At 71.6% G+C, this 23,692-nt stretch carries 23 protein-coding genes; 7 read left to right on the top strand and 16 right to left on the bottom strand.

Features of this window, described 5'->3' with window-relative positions:
- Together EXE45_RS12450 and EXE45_RS12445 are read left to right on the top strand one after the other, a co-directional pair.
- The coding region (locus EXE45_RS12450; RefSeq protein ID WP_241989480.1) for an HAD-IC family P-type ATPase at window positions 1-820 on the top strand (820 nt) is incomplete at its 5' end.
- Between the two features lie 143 nt (window positions 821-963).
- Entirely contained in the window at window positions 964-1,749 is a 786-nt protein-coding gene (locus EXE45_RS12445; RefSeq protein ID WP_137694517.1) for an aldo/keto reductase, read from the top strand.
- Window positions 1,750-1,765: 16 nt separating this feature from the next.
- Here EXE45_RS12445 and EXE45_RS12440 read toward each other — a convergent pair whose 3' ends face one another.
- Window positions 1,766-3,187 carry a PAS domain-containing sensor histidine kinase gene (locus tag EXE45_RS12440; RefSeq protein WP_199233625.1) on the bottom strand — a complete coding sequence of 474 codons (1,422 nt, stop codon included), beginning with the start codon at window positions 3,185-3,187 and terminating at the stop codon, window positions 1,766-1,768.
- A gap of 74 nt (window positions 3,188-3,261) precedes the next feature.
- Window positions 3,262-5,067, bottom strand: a complete 1,806-nt coding sequence (locus tag EXE45_RS12435; RefSeq protein WP_092921056.1) for a S9 family peptidase — start codon at window positions 5,065-5,067, stop codon at window positions 3,262-3,264.
- 117 nt (window positions 5,068-5,184) lie between these two features.
- On the opposite strand from EXE45_RS12435, the gene EXE45_RS12430 reads away from it, so the two are divergent.
- Window positions 5,185-6,234 carry a glycosyltransferase gene (locus tag EXE45_RS12430; RefSeq protein ID WP_092921057.1) on the top strand — a complete coding sequence of 350 codons (1,050 nt, stop codon included), beginning with the start codon at window positions 5,185-5,187 and terminating at the stop codon, window positions 6,232-6,234.
- A 35-nt stretch (window positions 6,235-6,269) separates the two neighbouring features.
- On the opposite strand, the gene EXE45_RS12425 is transcribed toward EXE45_RS12430, so the two are convergent.
- The 6 genes from EXE45_RS12425 to EXE45_RS12400 all read right to left on the bottom strand — a co-directional run bounded on the left by EXE45_RS12425 (window position 6,270) and on the right by EXE45_RS12400 (window position 13,578).
- Entirely contained in the window at window positions 6,270-6,908 is a 639-nt protein-coding gene (locus tag EXE45_RS12425) for a halocyanin domain-containing protein (protein WP_137694513.1), read from the bottom strand.
- Between the two features lie 438 nt (window positions 6,909-7,346).
- Entirely contained in the window at window positions 7,347-8,441 is a 1,095-nt protein-coding gene (mfnA, locus tag EXE45_RS12420) for a tyrosine decarboxylase MfnA (RefSeq protein WP_092921059.1), read from the bottom strand.
- A 77-nt stretch (window positions 8,442-8,518) separates the two neighbouring features.
- Entirely contained in the window at window positions 8,519-10,915 is a 2,397-nt protein-coding gene (gene ppsA / locus EXE45_RS12415; RefSeq protein WP_137694512.1) for a phosphoenolpyruvate synthase, read from the bottom strand.
- Window positions 10,916-11,370: 455 nt separating this feature from the next.
- On the bottom strand, window positions 11,371-12,000 hold the full coding sequence (locus tag EXE45_RS12410; RefSeq protein WP_137694515.1) for a hypothetical protein: 630 nt from the start codon (window positions 11,998-12,000) through the stop codon (window positions 11,371-11,373).
- Between the two features lie 136 nt (window positions 12,001-12,136).
- Entirely contained in the window at window positions 12,137-12,814 is a 678-nt protein-coding gene (locus EXE45_RS12405) for a hypothetical protein (RefSeq protein WP_241988380.1), read from the bottom strand.
- The gene (locus tag EXE45_RS12400; protein WP_092921061.1) at window positions 12,811-13,578 is read right to left on the bottom strand and encodes an AAA family ATPase; all 768 of its coding nucleotides are present in this window, start codon (window positions 13,576-13,578) and stop codon (window positions 12,811-12,813) included. The genes EXE45_RS12405 and EXE45_RS12400 overlap by 4 nt, the downstream gene beginning before the upstream one ends.
- A gap of 519 nt (window positions 13,579-14,097) precedes the next feature.
- Here EXE45_RS12400 and EXE45_RS12395 point away from each other — a divergent pair.
- Entirely contained in the window at window positions 14,098-15,420 is a 1,323-nt protein-coding gene (locus EXE45_RS12395; RefSeq protein ID WP_137694511.1) for a rhodanese-like domain-containing protein, read from the top strand.
- Window positions 15,421-15,450: 30 nt separating this feature from the next.
- Here the strand turns inward: EXE45_RS12395 and EXE45_RS12390 are convergent, their stop codons facing one another.
- The 6 genes from EXE45_RS12390 to EXE45_RS12365 all read right to left on the bottom strand — a co-directional run bounded on the left by EXE45_RS12390 (window position 15,451) and on the right by EXE45_RS12365 (window position 19,826).
- Entirely contained in the window at window positions 15,451-15,723 is a 273-nt protein-coding gene (locus EXE45_RS12390; RefSeq protein ID WP_092921063.1) for a hypothetical protein, read from the bottom strand.
- A gap of 92 nt (window positions 15,724-15,815) precedes the next feature.
- On the bottom strand, window positions 15,816-16,697 hold the full coding sequence (locus EXE45_RS12385) for an endonuclease V (RefSeq protein ID WP_137694510.1): 882 nt from the start codon (window positions 16,695-16,697) through the stop codon (window positions 15,816-15,818).
- Window positions 16,697-17,674, bottom strand: coding sequence for a rhomboid family intramembrane serine protease (locus EXE45_RS12380; protein ID WP_092921065.1), 978 nt, complete (start codon window positions 17,672-17,674; stop codon window positions 16,697-16,699). The genes EXE45_RS12385 and EXE45_RS12380 overlap by 1 nt, the downstream gene beginning before the upstream one ends.
- Before the next feature lie 122 nt (window positions 17,675-17,796).
- Window positions 17,797-17,985 carry a multidrug transporter gene (locus EXE45_RS12375; RefSeq protein ID WP_092921066.1) on the bottom strand — a complete coding sequence of 63 codons (189 nt, stop codon included), beginning with the start codon at window positions 17,983-17,985 and terminating at the stop codon, window positions 17,797-17,799.
- Between the two features lie 65 nt (window positions 17,986-18,050).
- Window positions 18,051-18,758, bottom strand: a complete 708-nt coding sequence (locus tag EXE45_RS12370; RefSeq protein WP_092921067.1) for a type I 3-dehydroquinate dehydratase — start codon at window positions 18,756-18,758, stop codon at window positions 18,051-18,053.
- A 93-nt stretch (window positions 18,759-18,851) separates the two neighbouring features.
- Window positions 18,852-19,826, bottom strand: a complete 975-nt coding sequence (locus tag EXE45_RS12365) for a transcription initiation factor IIB family protein (RefSeq protein ID WP_092921068.1) — start codon at window positions 19,824-19,826, stop codon at window positions 18,852-18,854.
- A 191-nt stretch (window positions 19,827-20,017) separates the two neighbouring features.
- Between EXE45_RS12365 and EXE45_RS12360 the strand changes: the two genes are divergently transcribed.
- The 3 genes from EXE45_RS12360 (at window position 20,018) to EXE45_RS12350 (ending at window position 21,819) form a co-directional block, all read left to right on the top strand.
- Window positions 20,018-20,815, top strand: coding sequence for a helical backbone metal receptor (locus EXE45_RS12360; RefSeq protein ID WP_092921069.1), 798 nt, complete (start codon window positions 20,018-20,020; stop codon window positions 20,813-20,815).
- Window positions 20,812-21,399, top strand: a complete 588-nt coding sequence (locus tag EXE45_RS12355; protein WP_137694509.1) for a DUF84 family protein — start codon at window positions 20,812-20,814, stop codon at window positions 21,397-21,399. Before EXE45_RS12360 ends, EXE45_RS12355 begins: the two co-directional genes overlap by 4 nt.
- A gap of 165 nt (window positions 21,400-21,564) precedes the next feature.
- Entirely contained in the window at window positions 21,565-21,819 is a 255-nt protein-coding gene (locus EXE45_RS12350) for a hypothetical protein (RefSeq protein WP_092921071.1), read from the top strand.
- A 33-nt stretch (window positions 21,820-21,852) separates the two neighbouring features.
- On the opposite strand, the gene EXE45_RS12345 is transcribed toward EXE45_RS12350, so the two are convergent.
- Together EXE45_RS12345 and EXE45_RS12340 are read right to left on the bottom strand one after the other, a co-directional pair.
- Window positions 21,853-22,464: a MarR family transcriptional regulator gene (locus EXE45_RS12345; protein ID WP_137694508.1), complete on the bottom strand. Its 612-nt coding sequence runs from the start codon at window positions 22,462-22,464 to the stop codon at window positions 21,853-21,855.
- A gap of 88 nt (window positions 22,465-22,552) precedes the next feature.
- On the bottom strand, window positions 22,553-23,689 hold the full coding sequence (locus EXE45_RS12340; protein WP_092921073.1) for an SPFH domain-containing protein: 1,137 nt from the start codon (window positions 23,687-23,689) through the stop codon (window positions 22,553-22,555).
- Window positions 23,690-23,692 lie beyond the last annotated feature (3 nt).

Here is a 23,692-nt window from a genome sequence, read left to right as displayed (position 1 = left end):
CGCCGTTGCCGACGGCGGGACGGAGGCGGCGGACGGCCCCGGTCCCGCCGACGCCGCGGGCGACGGCGACCCCGAGACCGCGGTCGAGTCGTTCGAGAGCCACGCGCGCGGGGTCTCCGGCGTCGTCGACGGCGTCGAGGTCGTCGTCGGCCACCCGGACCTCTTTGACGAGCGCGGCTGGACCGTTCCCGACGAGATCCGCGAGGCGGTCGCGGGCGCGCGCGACGTGGGCCGCGTCCCGGTCGCGGTCGGCCGCGACGGCGCCGCCGAGGGGTTCGTCGTCGTCGGGGACGAACTGCGCGAGGGCTGGGAGGCGACGGTGACCGCGCTCGACCGCTCGGGCGTCGAGGTGATCGTCCTCACCGGCGACGACGAGCGCGCCGCGACGGTCTTCGCGGAGCACGACGCGATCTCGTCGGTGTTCGCCGGCGTCCCGCCGGAGGGGAAGGCCGAGGCCGTCGGCCGGCTGAAGGAGCGCGGCGTCACCGTGATGGTCGGCGACGGGACGAACGACGCGCCGGCGCTCGCGGCGGCCGACCTCGGGATCGCGCTCGGCGGCGGGACCGCGATGGCGGCCGACGCCGCCGACGTGGCGATCGTCGACGACGAGCTCGGCTCCGTGGCGACCGTCTTCGAGCTCGCGCGGGCGGCGGGCCGGCGCGTGAAGGGGAACATCGGCTGGGCGTTCTGCTACAACGCGGTCGCCATCCCGCTCGCGGCGACCGGACTCCTGAACCCGCTGTTCGCCGCCGTCGCGATGGGCGCGTCGAGCCTGCTCGTGGTGACGAACTCCTCGCGGGCGCTGCTGTCGGACGACTGAGGCGGCGTTGGAACGACCCACGGAGGCCCTCCGCCGCGACCCGGCCGCGCTCGCCCCGACCGCAAGCGATTTTCGGCTCACGCGAGTAGGCGGACGCGATGACGGACCAACAGCAGCAGCCCGCGGTACCGACCCGCAACGGGATGCCCGTTCTCGGGCTCGGCACGTGGGAGAACGACGACCCGGCACAGTGTACCGAGTCGGTCGCGAACGCGCTCGACGCCGGCTACCGCCACGTCGACACCGCGCAGATCTACGGCAACGAGGCGGCCGTCGGCGAGGGGATCGCGAGAAGCGACGTCGACCGCGGCGATATCTTCCTCGCGACGAAGGTGTGGATCGACGAGCTCTCGCCCGCGGACGTGGCCTCCTCGACCCGCGAGAGCTTAGAGAAGCTCGGCGTCGACGCGGTCGACCTGCTCTACGTCCACTGGCCGGCCGGGGAGTACGAGCCCGGGGAGACGCTGCCGGCGTTCGCCGAGCTGCGCGACGACGGCCTGATCGACCGGATCGGCGTCTCCAACTTCGAGCCGGAACACCTCGACGCGGCGACGGACGCGCTCGGGGAGGCGCCGTTCGCGAACCAGGTCGAGATGCACCCGCTGCTCCGGCAGGAGGAACTCCGCGAGTACGCCGACGCCAACGGCGTCGAGCTCGTCGCCTACTCGCCGCTCGCGCGCGGCGAGATTCTCGACGACCCGGCCATCGTCGACATCGCGGAGAAACACGGCGTCAGCGCCGCGCAGGTGAGCCTCGCGTGGCTCCGCGAGACGGGCGTCACCGCCATCCCGAAGGCGACCGGGATCGACCACATCCGCGACAACCTCGCGAGCGTCGACCTCGACCTCGACGACGAGGACGTCGAGGCGATCGACGCGCTCGGCCGGACGGACCGCCAGCTCAACCCCGACTTCGGCCCGGACTGGTAAGCGCCCGACGCGCCGCTCACTCGGACGCGAGCGGCAGCGACACCGTGATCCGGTTCCCGCGCCCGCCGCCGCCCCGGCCGCGCGCGTCCTCGCCCGTGCCGACATCGACCGACACGTTCCCGTTCGACAGCTCCACGCTCCAGTAGACGAGCCAGAATCCGAGCCCGCTGCTGTGGTACACCTGGCTCATGTCGTGGTCGCCGGTGAGCACGTCGACCTCGACGGCCGGAATGGGCGGCAGGTCGTCCTCGACGACGAGCTCGGCGCCCGCCTCGGTGCGGCGGAGGCCGACCGTCACCGTCGGCGCCCCGTCGCTGTGCTGGAACGGGTTCTCCAGGAGCTCGATCACCGCCGACCGGAGCTCGCAGCGCCCGTCGACGACGACCGCGTCGAGGTCCCCGACCGCGATCGACCCCTCCGGGTACCGCCCGCGGACGGTCTCGACGGCCTCCTCGATCACGCCCCGGAGGTCGATCGCGTCGGTCTCCCGCTGGTCGGTGATGAGCTCGATGACCTCCCGCTCCTTCTGGGCGGTGTCGAGGAGGCTCTCGCCGACCCGCCGGATCACCGCCGTGTGCTCCGCCGACTCGGGCACTTCGGCCTCCAGCTCCTCGACCGTCCCGAGGACGATGTTGAGGTCGTTCCGGAGGTTGTGACGCAGGAGGTTGTCCATCACGACGAGCTGGCGCTCGCGCCGCCGCCGGTCCGTGACGTCCTTCGTGAACCCCGTGATCCGGACGACCTCGCCGTCCTCGGTGATCGGCTCCCCCTGGACCCAGACCCACCGCTTGTAGTTCTCCGCGGCGTTCACCCGGTACTCCATATCGACCGACGAGCCCGCCGAGAGTGCCTCCATCGCCTCTTTGACCGCGGCGCGATCGTCCGGGTGGACCGCGTCGAGGAACGTCGAGGGATCGCCTCGGACCTCGTCGAGCGAGGCCCCGTATATGTCCTCGTACGCCGGGTTGGCGAAGAGCAGCTCCGACCAGTCGGCGTCGAACATCCAGAGGACGTCGCTGGAGACGGCGGCGATCTCCCGGAGGTGTGCGGTCGCCGCCTCGCGTTCGCGCTCGGCCTCTACGCGGTCGGTGATGTCCCGCGAGCTGACGACGAACCCGTCGAGCTCGCCGTCGGTGAGGTTCGACATGCGGCTCTCCAGCCACACCCACGACCCGTCGCGGGTCCGGTGTCGGTACTCCGTCGTGACCTCGGTGAACTCGTCGGTCCGGATGGCCTCCTCGAAGGTGCGCCGCACGGCCTCCCGCTCGTCGGGATGGACGTACTCGAAGGCGTTCGTCCCGACGAGCTCGTCCGGCTCGAATCCGAGGATCCCCTCCGCGGCCGCGTTGACGTACGTGTAGGTCCCCTCGTCGTCCAGCAGGGCGACCTTGTCCTGGGCCTGGTCGAGGAGCAGCCCGTGCGGGTCTGACCGACTCATCCCGTCATCCTCTCTCGCGTACCTGTATAACCGTCACGGCCGTTCGGAGCGGCGTGAAACGCAGCCGGAACCGATCAGACGTGTTCCGCGAGGAAGTCGACGATCTCGCGGTACGCCTCGATCCGGTTGTCGAGCTTCGCGAACCCGTGCCCCTCGTCGTCGAAGATCAGCTTCCGGACCGGGACGCCCTGTTCGCGCGCCTCCTCGACGATCTGCTCGGCCTCCCCGACGGGCACCCGCGGGTCGTTCTCGCCGTGGAGGACGAAGAGGGGGGCCTCGATCCGCTCGATGTTGTTGATCGGGGAGACGGACTCGAGGAACTCGCGGTCCTCGTCGAGCGAGCCGTACTCGGCCTCGCGCAGCGACCGGCGCCAGTCGCCGGTGTTCTCTAAGAACGTGACGAAGTTCGCGATGCCGACGATGTCGACGCCGGCGGCCCACAGCTCCGGGAACTCCGTCAGCGACGCCAGCACCATGAAGCCGCCGTAGGAGCCGCCCATCGCGACGACGCGGTCCGGGTCGACCTCGGGGTGGTCGTGGAGCCACTCGACGCCCTCGCGGACGTCCGTCACGGAGTCCATCCGATTCTCCACGTCGTCGAGCCCGGAGTAGGCCTTCCCGTACCCGGAGGAGCCGCGGACGTTGGGCTCGAACACCGCGTACCCGTTGTTCAGCAGGTACTGCGTGACGGAGGCGAAGGAGGGGCGCCGCTGCGACTCCGGCCCGCCGTGGATGTCGACGACGACCGGGTAGCCCGACTCGGGCGGCTCCGTCTCGGGCACGGAGAAGAACGCGGGGATCTCCCTACCGTCGAAGGTGGGGTAGTGGACCAGCTCCCGCTCGACGAACGTGTCCGGAGGGATCCCCGCGGTCGAGGCGCGGGTCCACCGCTCCGCCTCGCCGGTGGTCGCCTCGACGACGTACACGTTCGCGTTGTGCGTGCTCCCCGTCGCCGTCACCGCGAACCGCTCGCCGTCGGGGCCGAAGCTCACGCCGCCAGCGACGCCGTCCGGGAGGTCCGGCGTCGGGAACGCGTCGACCCGGGCGGGCGCGACGAGCTCGCCGGCGGTGAGCTCGGTGTAGCCGTCGACGTTCCGGGAGTAGACGATCCGCCGCGAGTCCTCGTCTATCGCCACGCCGTCGACGTTCCACTCGCCGCCGTCCGCGACGACGGCGAACTCGCCGGTCTCCAGATCCAGCCGCTCCAGCCGGAGGGTGTCGGTGTCGCGGTCGGTGACGAGGTAGACCCCCTCGCCGTCGGGCCCCCACTCCGGGCCGGAGTACCGCACGTCCCCCTCGTGGGGCGTGTGGTGGGTCAGGTCGCCGGTCGCCAGGTCGAGGGTGTACACGTCGTGGTCGAACGAGGAGTGGGCCTCGTGGACGATCAACCGGTCGTCGCTCGGCGACCAGCCGGCGACCGAGAGCCAGCCGTCGCCCTCGTACACGAGTTCGGCGTCGTCGCCCGTCTCGTCGCGGCCCTGGACGTACACGTCGAAGACGGCCTCGTCGCGCCGGTTCGACGCGAACGCGAACCGGTCGCCGGAGGAGTCCCAGCCGCCCCACCGGTGCTTCGCATCGGGCATGTCGGTGAGGTCCGTGATCGCGCCCGACTCGTAGTCGAGCCGGTACAGCTGCGCGCGCTCGTTGCCACCCTCGTCCATGCCGAAGACGGCCTCGGCGCGCTCCGGCGAGGAGTCGACGAAGGAGACGGACTCCTCGAAGAACGTGTGCTGTTCGGGCCACGACTCGGGCTCGCGGACCGACCACACCTGACCCGTGCCGGTCGTGTTGAGCAGGAACGAGAGTCGGCCGTCGGGACCGAGGTCTGCGCCGCCCGCGTTCCGCACGTTGAGGTAGCGTTCGATGTCGTACTGTCGCATGGGAGCCCGTTCCGGGCGCGCCGTGAAACAGCTTCGGGTGACGGAACCCGCGGTGCGGGTCCGGCGTCCCCTCGAGATGCCGTGTCTTTTTATCGGCGCCCCCCGTGCGGTCGCCGTATGCGCGTCGCGTTCGTCTCGCTTTTCGCCCCCGGACACGGGGAGACCCCGGCGCGAACGCGGACGCTCCGGACCGCCCGCGGCCTCGCCGCCAGCGGCCACGAAGTCGTCTGGCTCTGCGCCCGGTGGTGGGGCGGGGACCACGACGCCTTCGACGAGGACGGGATCGAGTACCGGTCGGTCACCGCCGAGCCCGCGCCCGCGGCGTTCGCCGCGCGGCTCCCGCTCGCACTCCGCCGCGTCGGGCCCGACGTCGTCCACGCGGTCAACAGCCCGCCGACGCCCGCCCTCGCCGCGACGGTCGCCGGGTCGCTCTCGCGGGCCCCGGTCGTCGTCGACTGGTGGCGCGACCACCCGGCCGACGCCCGCCGCTGGTACCGGCCGCTCGCGCGGCGCGCGGACGCGGTGACGGCCCCGTCGCGGACCACCAAGACGCGCGTCCGCGAACACGGCGCCGACGGCGACGACGTGCGGGTGCTCCCCGAGAGCATCGACTTCGGCGCCGTCGAATCCGCGGGCGTCGACGACCGGTTCGACGCGGTGTACTCGCGGCGGCTCGACCGCCACGCCAACGTCGAGACGTTCCTCCTCGGGCTGGCCGAGCTTCGCGGCCGCGACTGGACCGCGGCGGTGATCGGCGACGGCCCCGAGCGCGGCCGGATCGAGGCGACCGCGGGCGACCTCCGGATCGGCGACCGGGTCGAGTTCCTCGGCGACCTGCCGGCCGAGGAACGGATTCCGATACTTAAAGGAACGCACGTCGCGGTGGCGACCGCGACGTGGGAGACGTTCGCGACCGACCTGCTGTGGGCGGTCGCGTGCGGCTGCGTCGCCTTAGTCGAGTACCAGGCCGACTCCAGCGCCCACGAGCTCGTCGAGGGGCGCGAACGCGGCCGGCTCGTGACGAGCCCGGCCGAGCTGGCCGACGAGTTCGTCGCGGTCGGCGACCTCGAACGCCGCGCGGTCGACCGCGAGTTCGCCTCGTTCGACCACGACGCGGTGATCGACCGCTACACGGCGCTGTACGAGGAGCTCGTCGACGGGGAGTGAGAGCGGACACGGCGAAAGAAATCGGTCGCGGTCCGCTACGCCTGGTCCTGCCCGGTGATCGTGCCGCCGTACTTCATGAAGACGAACGCCAGTCCCAGCGTGCTCACCATCGCGATGAACGTCGCGATACCGAGCGCCCGGGCGGCGTCCGGGACGAACACCGCGTTCGAGCTCCCGCCGCCGCCGACCTCGACGGTGGCGACGTCGCCGCCGACGGCGAGGCCGCCGTGCATGCCGACCGCGGTGTGGGGCACGCAGTGGTAGTGGGTGATACCGGCGTCCTCGCTCGAGGTCTCGTACTCGTAGGTGTACCCCTCCTCACCGACCGGGGCGCCGCTGTCGAGGCTGGCCGGGCCCCCGCCCTCGACCGTCTGGACGTTGTGAGACCCCCCAGCGCCCGTCCACTCCCAGGTGACCGTCGTCCCCTCGTCCACCCAGACGAGCGTCGGGTCGAACGCGAGTCCCTGGTCGCCGGCGCCGACCGAGACGGTCACCGAGTCCTGGCCGCGGGCGTCGGTGTACGACCCGACGTTCCCGACGGCGGCGCTCGGCCAGTCGGGTTCCACTTCCTGTGCAGCCGCCGTCCCCGCCGTCGCCGTCGCCGCGCCGGCGGCGGCCGTCGCACCCGCGGCCGTCCGCATGAACGCGCGCCGAGAGACGTCGTCCGAACTCATACGCTCCGGTTCGTGGCGCCCCGTAGTGAATATGTTGATCCGAACGCGGGATCACTGTTGAACGACGACCACCCCCGAAGCCCCAGCCGCTCGGCTGTACGTGGCTACTTATAAATCGACGATCGATGCGACCGCCTCCGAAGCCCCAGCCGCGAGGCGGCCGCACGCTCGCTGTGCTCCTCGTCACTCGCTCCGCTCGTTCCTGCGGTGCTTGCGTCGCCTGCGGCCGCCTCGCGACTGCCCCTTCGAGTCCCTCCCCGCACAGCACCGCCCCGCGCCTCACCCCTCCCCAGCCTCGTCGCTCACTGCGTTCGCGACTCCCTCGCGCGTGCTCCTCGCGGCCTCCGCTTCGCTCCGGCCGCTCGGTGGCACGCGCCACTGCTCGGCGTGTTCGTTTATAAGGGTGACTCGCCACCGCGGTCGAGTGTTTAAAAGGATCTACCGCCGGATCCCGTCGAGATCGTCGAGGAACGCCCGCAGCGTCGCCCGCGTCACGTGCGGCATACACACCACGCGGAGCGCTCCGGTCCCGGTCCGCGACGCCTTCCAGCCGGCGTCGCGGAGCGCCGCGAACTCGGACTCGGGGACCGCCGCGACGACGAGCGGGAGTTCCGGATCGACGACGTCGTACCCGCGGTCCGCGAGTTCCGCCGCGAGCCAGTCGGCGTTGTCGGCCGCCCGTTCCGCGGCCTCGCGGTAGCCGTCGGGCCACAGCGCGTCCATCGCCGCGACGGCGCCGGCGACGCCAGCACCGCTTCGGGTCCCGGTCAGCGTCGCCTGCGACCGGGACTCCAAGTACGGCGTGTCGACCGCGAGCGCGTCGAGCGCGGCGTCCTCGCGGGCCAGCAGGCCGCCCGCCGGCACCGGCGCCTGCCCGAACTTGTGGGGGTCGATCGTCACCGTGTCGACCGGCGCGTCCGCGAACGACCAGTCGCGGTCGGTAAAGGGGAGAACGAACCCGCCCCACGCGGCGTCGACGTGGACCCGCGCTCCGGCCTCGTCGGCTATCGCCGCCAGCTCCGGGATCGGGTCGACTCGGCCGTGCTCGGTGCTGCCGGCGACGGCGACGACGAGCGCGGTCCCGTCGTCGACCGCGGCCGCGACGGCGTCGGGATCGGCTCGGTACTCGTCGTCGACGGGGACCGTCCGGAGTTCCACGTCGAGCAGCGCCGCCGCCTTCGTGAACGAGAAGTGCGCGCTGGCGGGGGCGACGACGTTGACGTCGCGCTCGCCGGACGTGTCGTCGCTCTCGCCGTGTCGGTTCCGCGCCGACCGCACCGCCTGGATATTGGCCTCCGTGCCGCCCGAGGTGACGTACCCGGTCGCGTCGGCGGGGGTCGGATGCTCCGCGAGCGTCGCGAGCCCCTCGACCGCCCGTGCCTCCAGCTCCGCCACCGCCTCGTAGGTGGCGGGGTCGCCGGGGTTCGTCGCGAGGAACCGCTCGGCGGCCGCGCGGGCGGCCGGGTGCGGTTCGGTACACATCGAGGAGAGCACCCGGTCGAACGACTGCGGCTCCGGTTCCGGCTGTCGCATCTGCCCCCCAGTTGCCGCGGACGGCTCTTACCGGTTCCGTTCTCGGCTCCGGGAGACAAAAGTCGGCTCAGAGGACCTTAGCGGACCGAATCGAGCAGGAGACGCTGCTCGGTCCGCTTCACCTCGTGCTGGACGTCGCGGACCGCGTCGATGTTCGCGGAGATGGAGGAGACGCCCTTCTCGACGAGGAACTCGACCATCTCGGGCTTCGAGCCGGCCTGTCCGCAGATGCTGGTGTCGACGTCGAGCTCGCGACACGTTTCGATGGTGTGGCCGATCAGCCGCAACACCGCGGGATGAAGCTCGTCGAACCGGTCAGCCACGTGCCCGTTGTTGCGGTCGACCGCGAGCGTGTACTGCGTGAGGTCGTTGGTGCCGAAGGAGGCGAAGTCGATGCCGGCCTCCGCCAGGTCCTCGATCTGGAGCGCGCTGGCGGGCGTCTCGACCATCACGCCCCAGCGACGCGCCTCGGGGTCGATCCCGGCCTCGCGCATGTGGCCCGTGATCGCCTCCACGTCGGCCGCGTCGTTGACGAGCGGGAACATCACCTCTATGTTGTCGTACCCCATGTCGTAGAGGCGCGCGAACGCGGCCAGCTCCTGCCGGAACGGCTCGGGCTTGTCGAGGCTCCGCCGGATCCCGCGCCAGCCGAGCATCGGGTTGGGCTCGACCGGTTCGTCGTCGCCGCCCTCCAGCTCGCGGAACTCGTCGGTCGGCGCGTCGATGGTCCGCACCCGCACCGGTCGCGGGTAGAACTCGTCGGCGACGCGCCGGACGCCCTCGATGAGCTCGTCCTGATAGGCGCGGGCGCCGTGGTCCGCGATGTACTTCTCGGGCGTCTTCCCGAGCGACAGCACCATGTGTTCGATCCGGAGCAGGCCGACGCCGTCGGCGCCGGTCGCCGCGGCGCGCTCGGCCGCCTCCGGGATGGAGACGTTCACCTTCACCTCCGTCGCCGTCATCGGCTTGACGGGGGTCTCCGGGCGCGCGGCCTCCACCGGCTCGAACTCCTCGCCGGGCTCGGCCGACTCGGACTCGCCCGCCCGGACCGTCCCCTTGTCGCCGTCGAGAGTGACGTGTTGCCCGTCTTCGAGGACCCGCGTTCCGTTGCCGGTCCCGACGACCGCGGGGACGCCGAGCTCCCGGGAGATGATCGCGGCGTGGCTCGTCATCCCGCCCTCGTCGGTGACGATGCCGGCGGCGCGTTTCATCGCGGGCACCATGTCGGGCATCGTCATCTCCGTCACCATCACGTCGCCCTCCTGGACCTGGTCGAGGTGATCGAGCTTGTGGACGATCCGAACGGTGCCGGAGACGACGCCTGGACTGGCGCCGAGCCCGTCGACGAGGCCGTCCGCGTCGTCGTCCGCACCGGTCCCGCCGCTCGCGGTCGTCCCGCCGTTCGGCCCCGTCCCCGTCACCCCGCCGTCGCCGTCGGCGGCCGCCGCCTCGGCTTCCCCGCCCGCGCCGGCCCCGTTTGCCCGCGACTCGCCCCCGCTCGCGCCAGCCTCGTCGCCGGCGTCCTCGCGGATCGTGGTGATCGGGCGCGACTGGAGCATGTATATCTCGCCGTCGTAGATCGCCCACTCGACGTCTTGGGGGGCGCCGTAGTGCCCCTCGACGCGCTCACCGAGTTCGACGAGGTCGCCGATCTCCGCGTCGGAGAGGACCCGCTCGTTCCGCCGGTCCTGGTCGACGTCGAGCTGGACCGTCTCGCCGGTCTCCGCGTCTTTCACCATCTCCACCTTCTTGTCCGCGACGGTCACCTGGTCGACCGCGCCGCGCTCGCGGTCGTACACGTAGTTGTCGGGCGAAACGGTGCCGGAGACGACCGCCTCGCCGAGCCCCCACGCGGCCTCGATGGTGACCTGCGGCTCGCCGGTCGAGGGGTGGCTGGTGAACATCACGCCGGACTTCTCCGCGTCGACCATCCGCTGGACGACGACCGCGATGTCGACCTCGGAGTGCGGGAACCCGCGCTGCTGTCGGTAGTAGATCGCCCGCTGGGTGAAAAGCGAGGCCCAGCACTCCTTCACGCGCCGGAGGAGGTCGTCCTCGCGGACGTTGAGGAACGTCTCCTGCTGGCCGGCGAACGACGAGTCGGGCAGGTCCTCGGCCGTGGCGGACGAGCGGACCGCGACGAACGCCTCCTCGCCGTCCTCGCCCATCTCTCGGTACCGGTCGAGGATCTCCTCGCGAACCGTCTCGGGGAACGGGGTGTCGAGGATCAGGCGCTCAGCGGTCGCCTCGGCCTCGCGGAGCGCGGCGGAGTCCTCGGGGTCGACGTCGACCGCGTCGAACAGCTCCTCGTCGATCCCGGCCTCCTCGATGAACGTCCGATACGTGCCCGCGGTGACGGCGAACCCCGGCGGCACCGGGAGCCCAGCACCGATGAGTTCGCCGAGCGACGCGGCCTTTCCGCCGACGGTCCCGACGTCGTCGGCATCGACATCCTCCAGCAAGAGTACTGCCATTCGTGTACCCGGAGGATCCGCGAGACGACGTATGAAGCTTCCGACCGACGAAATACTGAATAAAAGATTACTCGCCGCCGAGTTGTGTCCGACGAACGAGTACGACCGAGCGGCTCGAACGGGACCGGCGCAGGCGACGGTCGCGTCGGCCGGACTCGATCGAGATTGCGTCGGCCGGACTCGGTCGAGATCGTCGGCCGGACTCGATCGAGATTGCGTCGGCCGGACCCGATGAAGAGAGAGTTCGCCCGGGCCGGGACGCGTGCGGGCGGCCGACGAAACGAGGGCCGAAGCGTCGGGGACAGCGAACCGAACCGCGGTCCGTACCCATCGGTACGGGCCGTTCCCGTCTATACTTACCTCTCGTTTCACGATCGGAATCCGTAACTCGTTACCGGGTCTGTAACACTTTTTTCCAGAATTTCGAGAGAGAAAAGTCTCGTGTGGCCGTCCTCTCAGTCCCTGCCGAGCCGCCGCCGTTCGTCGCGCAGCAGTCGCTCCCAGAGTCCGAACAGCCGGCTGTCGAGACCGTACGCCTCGTCGACGCGCCGGACCCAGCGGTCGTCGCCGAACAGGTGGCGCTGGAACCGACGCACGTCGGGTGAGAGCCGGTCGCGGTCGCCGCCGTAGTACGACAGCGACTCCTCGCGGGTCCGCGCGAGGAGGTCGGCGGGCACTTCGATGCCGTCGGCGGCGGCGACGTGGTCGAACCACTCCAGATGGAGCAGCGAGTCCGCGAGGAGGAAGCGCTCGCGGAACCCGGAGACCCGCGACAGCGCCGGTGCGCCGTCGATGCGGACGTCGGTCGGACGAGAGAATCGCGGCGCGGTCGCGGACACGGACGCGTTCTCGGCGACCGCGCCGGCGACGCGTCGAAGCCGCCAGTCGCCGTACCGGACGGGCGCGATCAGCGCGAGCTCGTACCACGTCGGTAACCACTCGCAGTACGGCTCCGAGAACGCGCCGTCCGCGAGCAGCGTCGCCGCGACCGAGCGCGCCTCGTCCGGAGTCAACGCTTCCGGGGCCGTCCGGAGGCGACGGACTGTCCGGTCGGAATCGAGCGAGTCGACGCCGCCGAATCCCATCCCCTCGGCGACGGCGGTCGTGTACGCGCGGCCGGCGGCGTACCAGGCGGCGAAGTCGGCGGGCGCCGTCAGCCGCAGGAGTCGGAGGACGGAGATACCGATCCGAGGGGCCGAGCCGAGATAACCGTTCGGTCGATCAGTCGTCGACTCCGCCTGCCCCGCCGGCATCGCTCCCGTCGGTACCGTCGATTCCGGCCGGAGTGCCGTCACCGCCTCCGTCGACTCCGGTCGACCCGTCGAGCGCGTCGTCCAGTCCCCACTCGGCGGCGCGGTCGCGGGCCTCCGACCGCGCCTGCTCGCGGATCGCGTCGATCCGGTCGTCGTCGTCGAGGAACGCCGCGACGGCGTCGTCCTCGTCGCCGGAGTCGCGCAGGCGCCCCTCGGGCGCCGCCCCGCGCGTCCGCTCGGCGAGGGCGGCGTCGTCGGCCAGTTCGGTCGCGGCCGCGGCGGGCCCCACCCGGAGCGCGTCCTCCTCGTGGGCCGCCGCCAGCCCGCTCGGATCGACGGCGTACAGCTCGACGCGATAGGGGCCGGGGACCGCGAGCTCCGCGAGCGCGTCCGGACCACCGTTGTCCGTCACCGTGTTGTACGCCAGCACGGGCACGCCGTCGTCAAACGTGAGGACGCCGCGGGCTTCGCCGGACAGTAAGAGGGTCTCCTGCGGGACGAGCGTCGCGTAACCGGTGAGTTCGCGGTCGAGCGCGCGCGACAGCGTCGTCGCCACGTCCGAGACGACGCGCGAGCGCAGGAGGGTTCCCCGCGGAATCGTGAGGCCGGCCGGCTCCGAGGAGCCGGTATCGGGCTCCCCGCTCATGGCGTGTCGGGGACGACCGCGCTGCGGAACCGGTCGGCGACCGCGTCGCCGTCGCCGTCGCGCACGTCGAGTCGGTCGGCGGCCCGGCGGTAGCGCGCGGCGGCCTCGCTCTCAGGCGCGTGTGCGAGCAGGGGCTCTCCGGCCCGCCGTGCCGCCCGGACGGCGTCGCTCTCGGGGACGTTCGCGAGGACGGGGCCGCCGAAGTGGCGCTCCGCCTTGGCGGCGACGTCGTCGGCCTCGTTCCGGACCTTGTTGAACAGGACGCCGGCGGTCTCCGTGCCGTACGAGCGCGCGTACTCCTGGACCTTCAGCCCGTCCGAGAGCGCGGGGATCGTCGGCTCGACGACGACCACGACGCGGTCCGCGAGCACGACGGGCAGGACGGCCGACTTCGACCCCAGCGCGGCCGGCGAGTCGAGCAGCAGCACGTCGGTGTCGCGCGCGAGTTCCGCCACCACGTCGCGGAGCCGCTCCGGCTCCGCGGCCTCGAAGCCGGCGAGCGAGGTGCCGCAGGGGACGACCGAGAGCCCGAACCGCTCGTAGGTCGCCTCGCTCACGTCCGTCGCGGTCCCCTCGACGAGGAGGTCGTGGAGGGTGGCCGTCGCGTCGTCGAGCCCGGCGTGAAAGAGGAGGTTCGCCATCCCGGTGTCGGCGTCCACGACCGTCACGTCGTGGTCGGCCGCGAGCGCCATCCCGAGCGCGAGCGTGCTCGTCGTCTTCCCGGTGCCGCCCTTTCCGCTGGCGACCGCGAACGCCTCGACCATGTCTCCCGCTCGCCCGCCGTTCCGAATAAAACCTCTTCATCGTCGGTCGCGGTGATGCTCACCTGCTGCGGATCGGGGTGGCGCGTGCCTGCGAGCGGCCCTCGGCCGCGAGCAGCACGCGCGAGGGAGTCGGCCGACCGGAGCGAAGCGGAGGGAGGCCGACGAGGCTGGGGAGGCGTGAGGTGCGGTTGCTGTGCGGTGCGGGGTGGGACTCAAAGGGGCAGCCGCGAGGACGAAGCACCGCGACGTAAGCACCGCAGGAACGAGCGAAGTGAGTGACGAGGAGCGCAGCGAGCCGCGCGAGTCCTCGCGGCTGGGGCTTTGGCGGTGTTCGCGGTCGATCTGTCGTTTGCTATTTATAAGTGAGCGGCTGGGGCTTTGGCGGTGCTCACCGCGGCGTCGTTGTTCATTTATCAGTGAGCCGTTGGAGAGTACCAGCACGCAGCGCTATCTCGCCGCCGCTGATCCACCCCTACTTCTCGTCCGAGCGCTTTTGATCACGCGGAACAAGACTCCGGTATGGCCGAAACGATCTCCGCCGACGAGTTCCGGGACAGGATCGACGCGCGGCGGCGCGGCGACCGGAAGTTCACCGTGGTCGACACGCGGCCCGAGGAGAGCTTCGCGGGGTGGCGCGTGGCCGACGCGGTCCACTACTTCTACAAGCCGTTCCACGAGTTCGACGTCGACGACTTCGAGCGCGAGACCGGCCTCTCTCCGGACGACACCGTCGTCACGATCTGCGCGAAGGGGAAGGCCTCCGACGACTTCGCCGCCGAACTCGACGCGGCCGGGTACGATGACGTGGTCGTCGTCGAAGACGGCATGCGCGGCTGGTCGGCCGTCTATGACCGAACCCCTGTGCCGCTCCCCGCAACGCCCCACTCAGCCCCGCCGCTCGATATCGTCCAGGTCCAGCGCCGGGCGAAGGGGTGTCTGGGGTACCTCGTAGTCGGGGGGCGCGAGGCGGGCGCGGCGGACAACGCGGATCACGTCCTCGCTAACTCCTCCGACTCCGACCGCGTCGCCGTCGCTAATTCCGACGGCTCACCCCGTATCGCCGTCGCTATCGACGTCTCCAGACACGGCGACGAGTGGGTCGCGGCGGCCGCCGAGCGCGACGCGTCGATCGCGGCCGTCCTCGACACGCACGTCCACGCCGACCACCTCTCGGGCGGGCGAGCGCTCGCGGACGAGCTCGGCGTGCCGTACTACCTCCCGGCCGCGGCCGCCGAGCGCGACGTGGCACACGCCTTCGAGCCGATCGGGCGCAACGAGACGCTCGACGTCGGCGGGGTCGACCTGAAAGCGCTCGCGACGCCCGGCCACACCGACGACGGCGCGAGCTACCTCGTCGGCGACGCGGCGGTCCTCACCGGCGACACGCTGTTCACCGACAGCGTCGGGCGGACGGAACTCCAGTTCTCGGCGGGCAGCGGTGATGAAGGCGGATCGAATACGGGCGCCGCGGGCGCGGCCCGCCGGCTGTACGACTCGCTCCACGGGACCCTGCTCGCCGAGCCGGACGGCGTCGTCGTCTGTCCCGGCCACTTCGCGGTCGCGAACGACGGAACGACCGGTGAGGTCGAGCCGGGCGAACCCGTCTTCACGACGGTCGGGGACGCGCGCCGCGGGATCGGGATCCTCGACCTCGACCGGGAGGACTTCTTCGAGCGGATCACGCGGACGCTCCCGGAGAAGCCGCCGAACTACGAGTCGGTGATCGCGGCCAACCGCGGCGTCGAGTCGCCGCCGGACGAGACCGCGGCGATCGAACTCGAACTCGGCCCGAACCGCTGCGCGGCGGAGCCGGACGCCGGGTCCGCGGCGGACGACGACTGATCGGCGGTGCCGCCGTCGCCGCGGACCGACCTACTCGTCGTGGATGAAGACGAGCCGCTTCGACTCCGTGTTAACTAAACAGAGGTCGATCCCGTCGCGGGTCGCGCCGATCTGCTGCCAGCCGTGGTCGCTGACGAACAGCGTCTGGAAGACGCCGCGGTCGCAGTCGGGGTTCGGACAGCCGACGCCCGCCGCGTTCTTGTAGACCGTCGTCCCCCCGCCTGAACTCTGTCGCACCAGCCCGTCGGTCAGCGACCGGAACTCCTCCGCGGACATCGGACTCTCTCTGTCGTCGTCTCCCATGCCTCCGGGTTCGGAGGCGACCGTCTAAAAACCGCCTGCCTGTGGCAACTACTGGCACGGCACCTGAGGAAGCGACCGCCGGGAGCGCCCCCTCACTCCGCGTCGTGCTTCGCCCGCTCCGCGTGGGCGTCCGCGAGCCGCGTCGGCTCCGGGAGCTTGTACCCCGCACAGAGCGCCGCGACGAGGTCGACCGCCGTCTCCGCCGACACCCGGTGGCCGGGGCTCACGTAGAGGGGGTTCACCCGCCTGCTGTTCGGGTACTGGCGCGACTGGAACGCGTGCCCGATGACGGTCCCCGGCTCGGCGGTCGTCACCGCGTCGTCGGCGCGGACCGGCGTCCGCCAGCCCGCGGGGCGCTCGCTCGTCGACTCGTCGGGTTCGCCACAGAGGAGGCTCTTCGCGACGCCGACGCTCGGAACGTCGTGTAGGACGCCGACGTGGGTCGCGAGCCCCGCCTCCCGGAAGTGGATCCGACCGGAGCCGTCACAGACCAGCAGGTCGGGGTCGGCGTCGAGCGCGTCGAGCGCGGCCAGTATCGGTTCGCCCTCCCGGAACGCGAGCAGCCCGGGAACGTACGGGATCGACAGCGGCGTCGTCGCGCTCGCGTACTCGATCACGCGCCCGCCGCGGAGCGCGACCGCGGCGGAGACGGCGGCGTCGGGGCGGCCCTCGCCGCGGTCGGTGAGGAACGCTTGATCGACGCCGACGACGGTGGGCGCGTCGGGGTCGCCCGTCGAACCGCTCGCATCCGCCGATTCCGCGCCCGCACCGGCCCCCAACCGCTCCTGCGCGCCGTCGCGCGCCGGGGGCAGGCCGTCCGCGAGCGAGGCGGCCTCGTCGACCGCGACGGCGGCCGGGTCGAGCGCGTGGTCGTCCTCGAACGTCGCGGCCGCCGCGATGTCGCGCTGGAGGGCCTCCATCTCCGCGCGCGACAGCGACGGGTCCGGGCGGAGGGCGGGCCGCGCGAGGCCCATCAGAACCGCCCGCCGGGACCGCCGGGGCCGCCGGGACCGCCCGGACCGCGTGCGCCGCCCATCGAGACCCCGCCCATGCCGCCAGCGGAGCGCGCGAGCCCCTCGTTGCGCTTCCCGAACGCGAGGCCGATGGCGAAGCCGATCAGGTGCGCGAGGTGCGCGATGCCGCCGACGCCGCCGGTGCCGCTCGCGACCACGAGCGCCGCGGAGACGGCCGCGATCCCCCACGTGAGGTACTTGATCTTCATCGGGATCACGAAGAAGAGGAGGACCTGCATGTTCGGCCGCCAGACGGTGAGGACGCCTAATATCGCGAATCCGGCGCCGCTGGCGCCGAGGACGCCCGTCGGCGGGGCGTTCGTCGCGACCGCGAAGAGGACGTGGCCGAGTCCCGCGGCGATCCCCGCGCCGAAGAAGAACCCGACGAACTTCTTCGATCCGACGGCGCGCTCGACGAGCGGGCCGAAGAACAGGATCACGATGCTGTTGCCGATGATGTGGAACAGCTGTCCGGGCGCGTGCGAGAACACGGACGTCACCCACGTCCAGACGTTCGCGATCGCCTCCGACCGGAGTACGAACAGCGTGTTGTGGAGCGCCTCCCCGCCGACGAACAGCGTGACCCACTGCGCGATAAACGTCACCCACATCGCCAGCAGGATGGCGTACGTCGCGTTGTTGCGGAAGTAGCTCACCAGCCCGCCGGTGCCGGTTTCGCGGTCGATCCGGCGTTTGAAGCGGTCGACGATCCCCGCGGAGGTGCGCCCGCCGGTCCGACCGCCGGTGTCGGCCGCCGACTCGCCCTCGACGCTCTCGTCGAAGCCGCTGTCGAAGACGCCGCCGGGGTCGTCCCACCCGGCGAGGCCCGGACAGTCGTGGTTCTCCGGCAGTCGGTGGTCGGCGCAGAACGTCTGGCCGCACCGCTTACACTGGTACGGGAGGTTCTCGTACTCCCCGCACTCGTCGCACGTCGCCATTGCCGGCACTTACGGGGGCGGTCGTAAAGCGGTTTGGCTCCGCGACGAACGCGACGGGGAGCCGCCGGCGCGACGAGCCGACGGCTGGCGAGCGGCTCAAACCGGTCGGCGGTCGGTCGCGTTCAGCGCAGGACCCGCGTGGCCACTATCGCGACGGCGACCCCGGCGACGGCGACCCCGACGAGGGTCGGGACGAGTCGACCGGACCCCCACTCCCAGCCGAGGACGCGGGTTCCGACGACCGCGACGAGGGCGACCAGGAGGCCGAACGCGGAGACCAGCGGCGACTGATCCGATTCGAGGAGGGCCATCTCACCCGCAGTATTCGACGGCGACCGTCAAAAGTATTCATCCCGTTCGACCGAACTGCGACCGCCTACGCGTCCGCTCCGCCCTCTCTCAGCCCGTCGATCAGCTCTCTAAGCGTCGCGAGCGGGTACTGCCCGGGCGCGGTCGCGTTCGCGGGGTCGACTGGCGCGTAGCCGATCCTCGAGCCGTAGAGGGGCGTGACGGCGCGGGTGTGCCGGCCCGGCTCGCCCATGCACATCGTCGCGACGCGGTGGCCCGCCGCGGTCGCCTCGTGGGTCGCCTCGATCATCGCGAGCGCGTCGGCCGGCGCGGTCGCGGTCGTCGCCAGTTTCCCCACGTCGCCCTCGCTCGCGGCGTCTGCGAGCAGGTCCACGAGCGCGGCGGGCTCGGGCGTCGACTCGAAGTCGTGGACGGACGCGACCACCGCGACGCCCGCCTCGCGGGCCGCGTCGCGCAGCGCGGTCGCGTGCGACGCCTCGGCCGGCTCCGGGTGCGTCCCCCGCAGCGCGGCGAGCTCGACGTCGACCGCGGCGACCGACTCGCGACCGATCGCGTCCGAGAGCGCGTCGTACCGGCCGAGCCCCTCGGCCTCGCCGCCCTCCCACGACGCCCGGTTCGTGACGACGAGCGGAAGCTCGCCGTCATAGCTCGCCAGCTGGTCGAGCGGGTCGCTCGCGAGGTCCATCCGGAACTCCACCGCGTCGGCGTGCTCGCGGGCCGCCGACTCCTCCGAGAGGTCGGCCGTGCTCGCGGTCAGGACGAACTCCTCGAACATACGCGGGCGTTCCGCGGGCGGGGACTTATGCCTGTGCGTCCGGCTCGCGACGGACCGCGGAAGCGGCGAAGAGGCGGCGGAAAAAGCGGCGGCTTACGCGACGAGGCCGTCCTCGGCCTCCAACAGCTCGTGGTAACGGTTCCGGATAGTGACCTCGGAGATGTCCGCGACCTCCGAGACCGCGGCCTGCGTCGTCTTCTCGTTGGTGAGGAGCGCGGCGGCGTAGACCGCGGCCGCGGCGAGGCCCACGGGCGACTTGCCCGAGTGGACGCCCTTCTCCTTGGCGTTGCGCAGGAGGCTCTTGGCGCGCATCTCGGACTCCTCGGAGAGTTCGAGGTCCGAGGCGAACCGCGGGACGTACTGCTCGGGGTCGGCCGGCTTCACTTCGAGCTTCAGCTCGCGGACGACGTAGCGGTACGTCCGGGCGATCTCGGCCTTCTCGACGCGCGACACGTCGGCGATCTCGTCGAGGCTGCGCGGGACGCCGGCCATCCGGGCGGCGGCGTACACGCAGGAGGTGGAGACGCCCTCGATGGAGCGGCCGGGAAGGAGGTCCTCGTCGAGCGCGCGGCGGTAGATGACGCTGGCGGTCTCGCGGACGTTGTCCGGGAGGCCCTGCGCGGAGGCCATGCGGTCGATCTCGCCGAGCGCCTGCTTCAGGTTGCGCTCCTTGGAGTCGCGGGTGCGGAACCGCTCGTTCCACTTGCGGAGCCGCTGCATCTTCTGGCGCTGGCGCGCGCCGAGCGACCGGCCGTACGCGTCCTTGTCGCGCCAGTCGATGTTCGTCGAGAGCCCCTTGTCGTGCATCGTGTTGGTGGTCGGGGCGCCGACGCGGCTCTTCTCGTCCTTCTCGCGGGAGTCGAACGCGCGCCACTCCGGCCCGCGGTCGACCGAGTCCGCCTCGACGACGAGCCCGCAGTCGCTACAGACCGTCTCGCCGTGCTCCTCGTCGTTGATTACGTGGCCGCCGCACTCCGGGCAGCTGAGCGTCTCGTCGGTGCTCTCCGATTCCTCCTCGTTCGTCTCCGTTCGGGAGCGACTCCCCCGTTTGTGTAGTCGTTCACTCATAGCTCGGTTGCCCCCGGAAACTGAAACTGCCCGAGAGCGATCTTGGTTTACCGTCGGCGGAACACAACTTAAAACGACCGGAACGTGTCGCTCGAATCCCGACGAAAGGACACGATCTATCACGTGTTTTCGGCGATCGCACAACCGCCCGGACCGAAACCGTTGACACGCTCGCGTCCGGACCGGGTCGCATGGCCGCTTCCCGCGTCGTCTCCCTCGCGCCGAGCGCGACCGCGACGGTCGCCGCGCTCGGCGCGGCCGACCGCCTCGTCGGCGTCACCGCCCACTGCGAACTCTCGGACGACCCGGACGCCGGGTCCGCGCACGGCGAGGGCTCCCCGACCGTCGTCGGCGGCTGGCTGAATCCCGACCTCGACCGCGTCGTCGACCTCGACCCCGACGTCGTCCTCACGAGCGACGCCCTCCAAGCCGACCTCGCGGACGACTGCCGCGACCGCGGCCTCGACGTCGCGCACCGGGAGCCCGCGACGCTCGACGACGCGGTCGAGGGGTTCGCCGCCCGCGGCGCCGACGTCGAGCGCCCCGAAGCCGGCGAGCGACTCGCGGCCGACGCCCGGGACCGACTCGACCGGATCGCCGACGCCGTTGCCGACCGCCCGCGCCCGACCGCGTACTGCGAGGAGTGGTCGGACCCGCCGATGGCGGCCGGCAACTGGGTCCCCGACGCCGTCCGCGCCGCGGGCGGTCGCTACCCGTTCGTCGACCCCGGCGAGCGCTCCCGAGAGGTCGACCCCGCCGCGGTCGCGCGGGCCGACCCCGACCACGTCGTCGTCCACGTCTGCGGGCACGGCGACCGCGTCGACCCCGCGACCGTCGCCGAGCGCGACTGGGTCGACGCCCCCGTCCACGTCGTCGACGACTCCCTCCTCAACCAGCCGAGCCCCGCGCTCATCGACGGGGTCGAGCGGCTGGCGCACTTGCTCCATCCCGAGGCGTTTTCGGCCGCGGGCGACGACCCGGAGGCATGACGACCCTGCGAGTCGGCGTCGGCAGCGGCAACCCGGTGAAGCGACGCGCGGTCGAACTGGCGCTCGGATCGGCGGCGGACGCCGACCTCCCCGGCGGTCCGACGGGCGTCGCGATCGAGTCGGTCCCCGTCGACTCCGGCGTGAGCGAACAGCCCACGGGCCACGCGGAGACGATCGCGGGCGCCGAGAACCGCGCCGTTGCGGTCCTCGACGCGGAACCGAGGGACCGCGACGCCGCCCCGGACGACGGCGCGACGTACGACCTCGGCGTCGGGATCGAGGGCGGCGTCGCGGGGTTCGACGGGGCCGACGGCCGCTACCTGATCATGTGGGCGGCGGTGACGGACGGCGATCGGGTCGGCCGCGCCGCCGGGCCGAGCCTCGCGCTTCCGGGAGACGTCGCCGCCCGCATCGACAACGGGGAAGAGCTGGGGCCGGTGATGGACGGCCTGCTCGGCACCGACGGCGTCGCGACGCGCGGCGGCGCGGCCGGCGCGCTCACGAACGGCCGCGTCGACCGGGCGGAGGCGCTCGCGGTCGGGGTGAGCGGCGCGCTCGGTCCGTTCGTCTCCGAGCTGTACTGACCTCTCGCCGCCGCCGCCCTGCGTCGCCGTCGCCGTTCGAAGACCGTACCCAAACGGGGTCGTGGAGCGCCGCTCTCGCCCCCGTCGCGGCGCGAAACCGCACGACGGCAGCGTGTTAACTCGGTCTACCAACCGCCTTATGCGCGGTGACGCCCTGATCCCTGTATGAGCACTGCCCACCCGGACGCGGTCGCGGCCGAATCGACGGGCCTCTCCGCGAAACAGGCGCGCATCCTGCGGTACCTCCGCGAGAACGCGGCCGACCGGACGTACTTCAAGTCGCGACTGATCGCCGACGACCTCGACCTCTCCGCGAAGGAGGTCGGCGCGAACATGGGCGCCGTCGCCGACGCGGCCACCGACGTCGACGTCGAGAAGTGGGGCTACTCGTCGGGCACGACGTGGATGGTCACGGACTGACCGGGGCGTCCGGCGTCGCGCGGTCGCCCGAACTCAGGGGTCGTACGCGACCAGCGACGCGGCGTCGTCTGCGAACGCGACCGCCTGGGCGTCGAAGGAGTCCGCGTACCGGACGACGAGCGTGAGCAGCCGCTCCGGTTCGGTCAGCGCGTAGCCGCCGGTCCGGTCGAGCAGACCGGCGCCCTCGAGGTCCGCGGCCGCGGCGCTTATCGTCGGCCGGGAGACGTCGAGGGCGCTCGCGAGGTCGGCGCCCGTCGCGTCGGGGTCGCGCAACAGCGCGAGGATCATCCCGCGGGGCGTCTCTCGGCGGAGGTAGCCGAGCGCGCGCTTGTCGGTCTCGTCGAACCGGCCGGCGGGGAAAAAGCGCCGGTAGTCGGCGTCCTTCACCGACTCGATCGCTCTCTCTTCCTCGAGTTTCCGGAGGTGGTACTGCGCCTCGCCGGTCCCGAGCCGGAGGTCGTCGCGGAGCTTCGAGAAGTGCGCGCCGGGGGTCGTCGGCACGTAGCCGCGGATCGCCTTCCGCGTCTCGTTGGCGTCTTCGGCCCCGTCGTCGGCGCTCGCGACCCCGACGAACGGCGCGGCGGCTCCGACCGCGGCGAACCGCCGGAGCGTTTCGCGTTTCTGCCCGTCGAACCCCTCTGTCACGGCCGTACTAGTCTGCGGCTCGACAAAAACACTTCGCTCGGGGATCGACCCGCTGAGAAAGGCCGCTGCTTCGATGGCGTCGCGCGCCCTACTTCTCCGTCTCCACTTCCGCGGGCGCCTCCTCGTCGTCCATCTCCTGGATGACCTCGTCGGCGGACCTGATGCTCGCGCCGGCGTCGCCCGCCTTCACGGCCTCGGCCTCCTTCTCGAGCTCCTCGACGTCCATCTCCGCGGACTCCTCGATCTGCCCGAGGATCTCGTCGATGTCGTCGAGCCCGAGCATCTTCCGGGTGTCGGCGTCGAACTCCTTGCCGTCGAGCCCCTCCATCTGCTGGACGTCGGAGCCGGAGAGCGCTTTGCCGTAGCGGCCGACGAGGCTGGTGAGCTCCTGCGGGAGGACGAAGGTGGTGGACTCGCCTTTCCCGATCTCTTCGAGGGTCTCCATGCCGCGCTCGATGATGGCGCGCTCGCCCATCGACTCGGCGGAGCGCGCGCGGAGCACGGTCGAGATCGCGTCCCCCTGCGCCTCGAGGATCTGGGACTGCTTCTCCCCCTGCGCGCGGATGATGTTCGACTGCTTGTCCCCCTCCGCCTGCTCGACCGCGGAGCGGCGTTCCCCTTGCGCCTCGAGGATCATCGCGCGGCGGCGGCGCTCGGCGGAGGTCTGCTGCTCCATCGCCTGCTGGACGTCCTTCGAGGGGTTGACCTCGCGGACCTCGACGCTCTCGACGCGGATCCCCCACTCGTCGGTGGGCTCGTCCAGTTCCTTCCGGATCTTCGCGTTGATCTCCTGGCGCTTGTTCAGCGTGTCGTCGAGTTCCATGTCGCCGAGGACGGCGCGGAGGGTGGTCTGCGCGAGGTTCGAGACGGCCTTCTTGTAGTCGTCGACCTCGAGGAACGCCTTCTTGGCGTCCATCACCTTGATGTAGACGACCGCGTCGGCGGTCACGGGCGAGTTGTCCCGCGTGATCGCCTCCTGACGGGGCACGTCCAGCGTCTGGGTCCGCATGTCGAACGCGTACGTCCGCGAGACGAACGGCGGGATGAGGTTGATCCCCGGTTCGAGCAGCTTCCGGTACTCGCCGAACACCGTGAGCGTCTTCTTCTCGTAGGCGTCGACGATCTCGAACGACTGCCAGAGCGTGACGACCACGAGCAGGAGCGCGAGCAGGCCGACGCCCACGAGCCCGAACCCGAGGCCGGATTGGAGGGTGACCGGATCCATGCC

This window comes from Halorubrum sp. SP9, from assembly GCF_005435015.1.
In the GTDB taxonomy this organism is placed as follows: Archaea; Halobacteriota; Halobacteria; order Halobacteriales; family Haloferacaceae; genus Halorubrum; species Halorubrum sodomense.
This window is presented reverse-complemented; position numbering and strand designations above follow the sequence as displayed.

What these genes read in the sequence shown, in the direction of transcription:
- EXE45_RS12445 (WP_137694517.1), top strand. Translation starts at nt 964, where the DNA reads ATGCCCGTTCTCGGGCTCGGCACGTGGGAGAACGACGACCCGGCACAG.
- EXE45_RS12400 (WP_092921061.1), bottom strand. Translation starts at nt 13,578, where the DNA reads ATGGTCGAGGCGTTCGCGGTCGCCAGCGGAAAGGGCGGCACCGGGAAG.
- mfnA (WP_092921059.1), bottom strand. Translation starts at nt 8,441, where the DNA reads ATGCGACAGCCGGAACCGGAGCCGCAGTCGTTCGACCGGGTGCTCTCC.
- EXE45_RS12440 (WP_199233625.1), bottom strand. Translation starts at nt 3,187, where the DNA reads ATGAGTCGGTCAGACCCGCACGGGCTGCTCCTCGACCAGGCCCAGGAC.
- EXE45_RS12340 (WP_092921073.1), bottom strand. Translation starts at nt 23,689, where the DNA reads ATGGATCCGGTCACCCTCCAATCCGGCCTCGGGTTCGGGCTCGTGGGC.
- EXE45_RS12375 (WP_092921066.1), bottom strand. Translation starts at nt 17,985, where the DNA reads ATGGCCCTCCTCGAATCGGATCAGTCGCCGCTGGTCTCCGCGTTCGGC.
- EXE45_RS12350 (WP_092921071.1), top strand. Translation starts at nt 21,565, where the DNA reads ATGAGCACTGCCCACCCGGACGCGGTCGCGGCCGAATCGACGGGCCTC.
- EXE45_RS12360 (WP_092921069.1), top strand. Translation starts at nt 20,018, where the DNA reads ATGGCCGCTTCCCGCGTCGTCTCCCTCGCGCCGAGCGCGACCGCGACG.
- EXE45_RS12410 (WP_137694515.1), bottom strand. Translation starts at nt 12,000, where the DNA reads ATGGGATTCGGCGGCGTCGACTCGCTCGATTCCGACCGGACAGTCCGT.
- EXE45_RS12390 (WP_092921063.1), bottom strand. Translation starts at nt 15,723, where the DNA reads ATGGGAGACGACGACAGAGAGAGTCCGATGTCCGCGGAGGAGTTCCGG.
- EXE45_RS12395 (WP_137694511.1), top strand. Translation starts at nt 14,098, where the DNA reads ATGGCCGAAACGATCTCCGCCGACGAGTTCCGGGACAGGATCGACGCG.
- EXE45_RS12405 (WP_241988380.1), bottom strand. Translation starts at nt 12,814, where the DNA reads ATGAGCGGGGAGCCCGATACCGGCTCCTCGGAGCCGGCCGGCCTCACG.
- ppsA (WP_137694512.1), bottom strand. Translation starts at nt 10,915, where the DNA reads ATGGCAGTACTCTTGCTGGAGGATGTCGATGCCGACGACGTCGGGACC.
- EXE45_RS12380 (WP_092921065.1), bottom strand. Translation starts at nt 17,674, where the DNA reads ATGGCGACGTGCGACGAGTGCGGGGAGTACGAGAACCTCCCGTACCAG.
- EXE45_RS12430 (WP_092921057.1), top strand. Translation starts at nt 5,185, where the DNA reads ATGCGCGTCGCGTTCGTCTCGCTTTTCGCCCCCGGACACGGGGAGACC.
- EXE45_RS12355 (WP_137694509.1), top strand. Translation starts at nt 20,812, where the DNA reads ATGACGACCCTGCGAGTCGGCGTCGGCAGCGGCAACCCGGTGAAGCGA.
- EXE45_RS12425 (WP_137694513.1), bottom strand. Translation starts at nt 6,908, where the DNA reads ATGAGTTCGGACGACGTCTCTCGGCGCGCGTTCATGCGGACGGCCGCG.
- EXE45_RS12435 (WP_092921056.1), bottom strand. Translation starts at nt 5,067, where the DNA reads ATGCGACAGTACGACATCGAACGCTACCTCAACGTGCGGAACGCGGGC.
- EXE45_RS12385 (WP_137694510.1), bottom strand. Translation starts at nt 16,697, where the DNA reads ATGGGCCTCGCGCGGCCCGCCCTCCGCCCGGACCCGTCGCTGTCGCGC.
- EXE45_RS12365 (WP_092921068.1), bottom strand. Translation starts at nt 19,826, where the DNA reads ATGAGTGAACGACTACACAAACGGGGGAGTCGCTCCCGAACGGAGACG.
- EXE45_RS12370 (WP_092921067.1), bottom strand. Translation starts at nt 18,758, where the DNA reads ATGTTCGAGGAGTTCGTCCTGACCGCGAGCACGGCCGACCTCTCGGAG.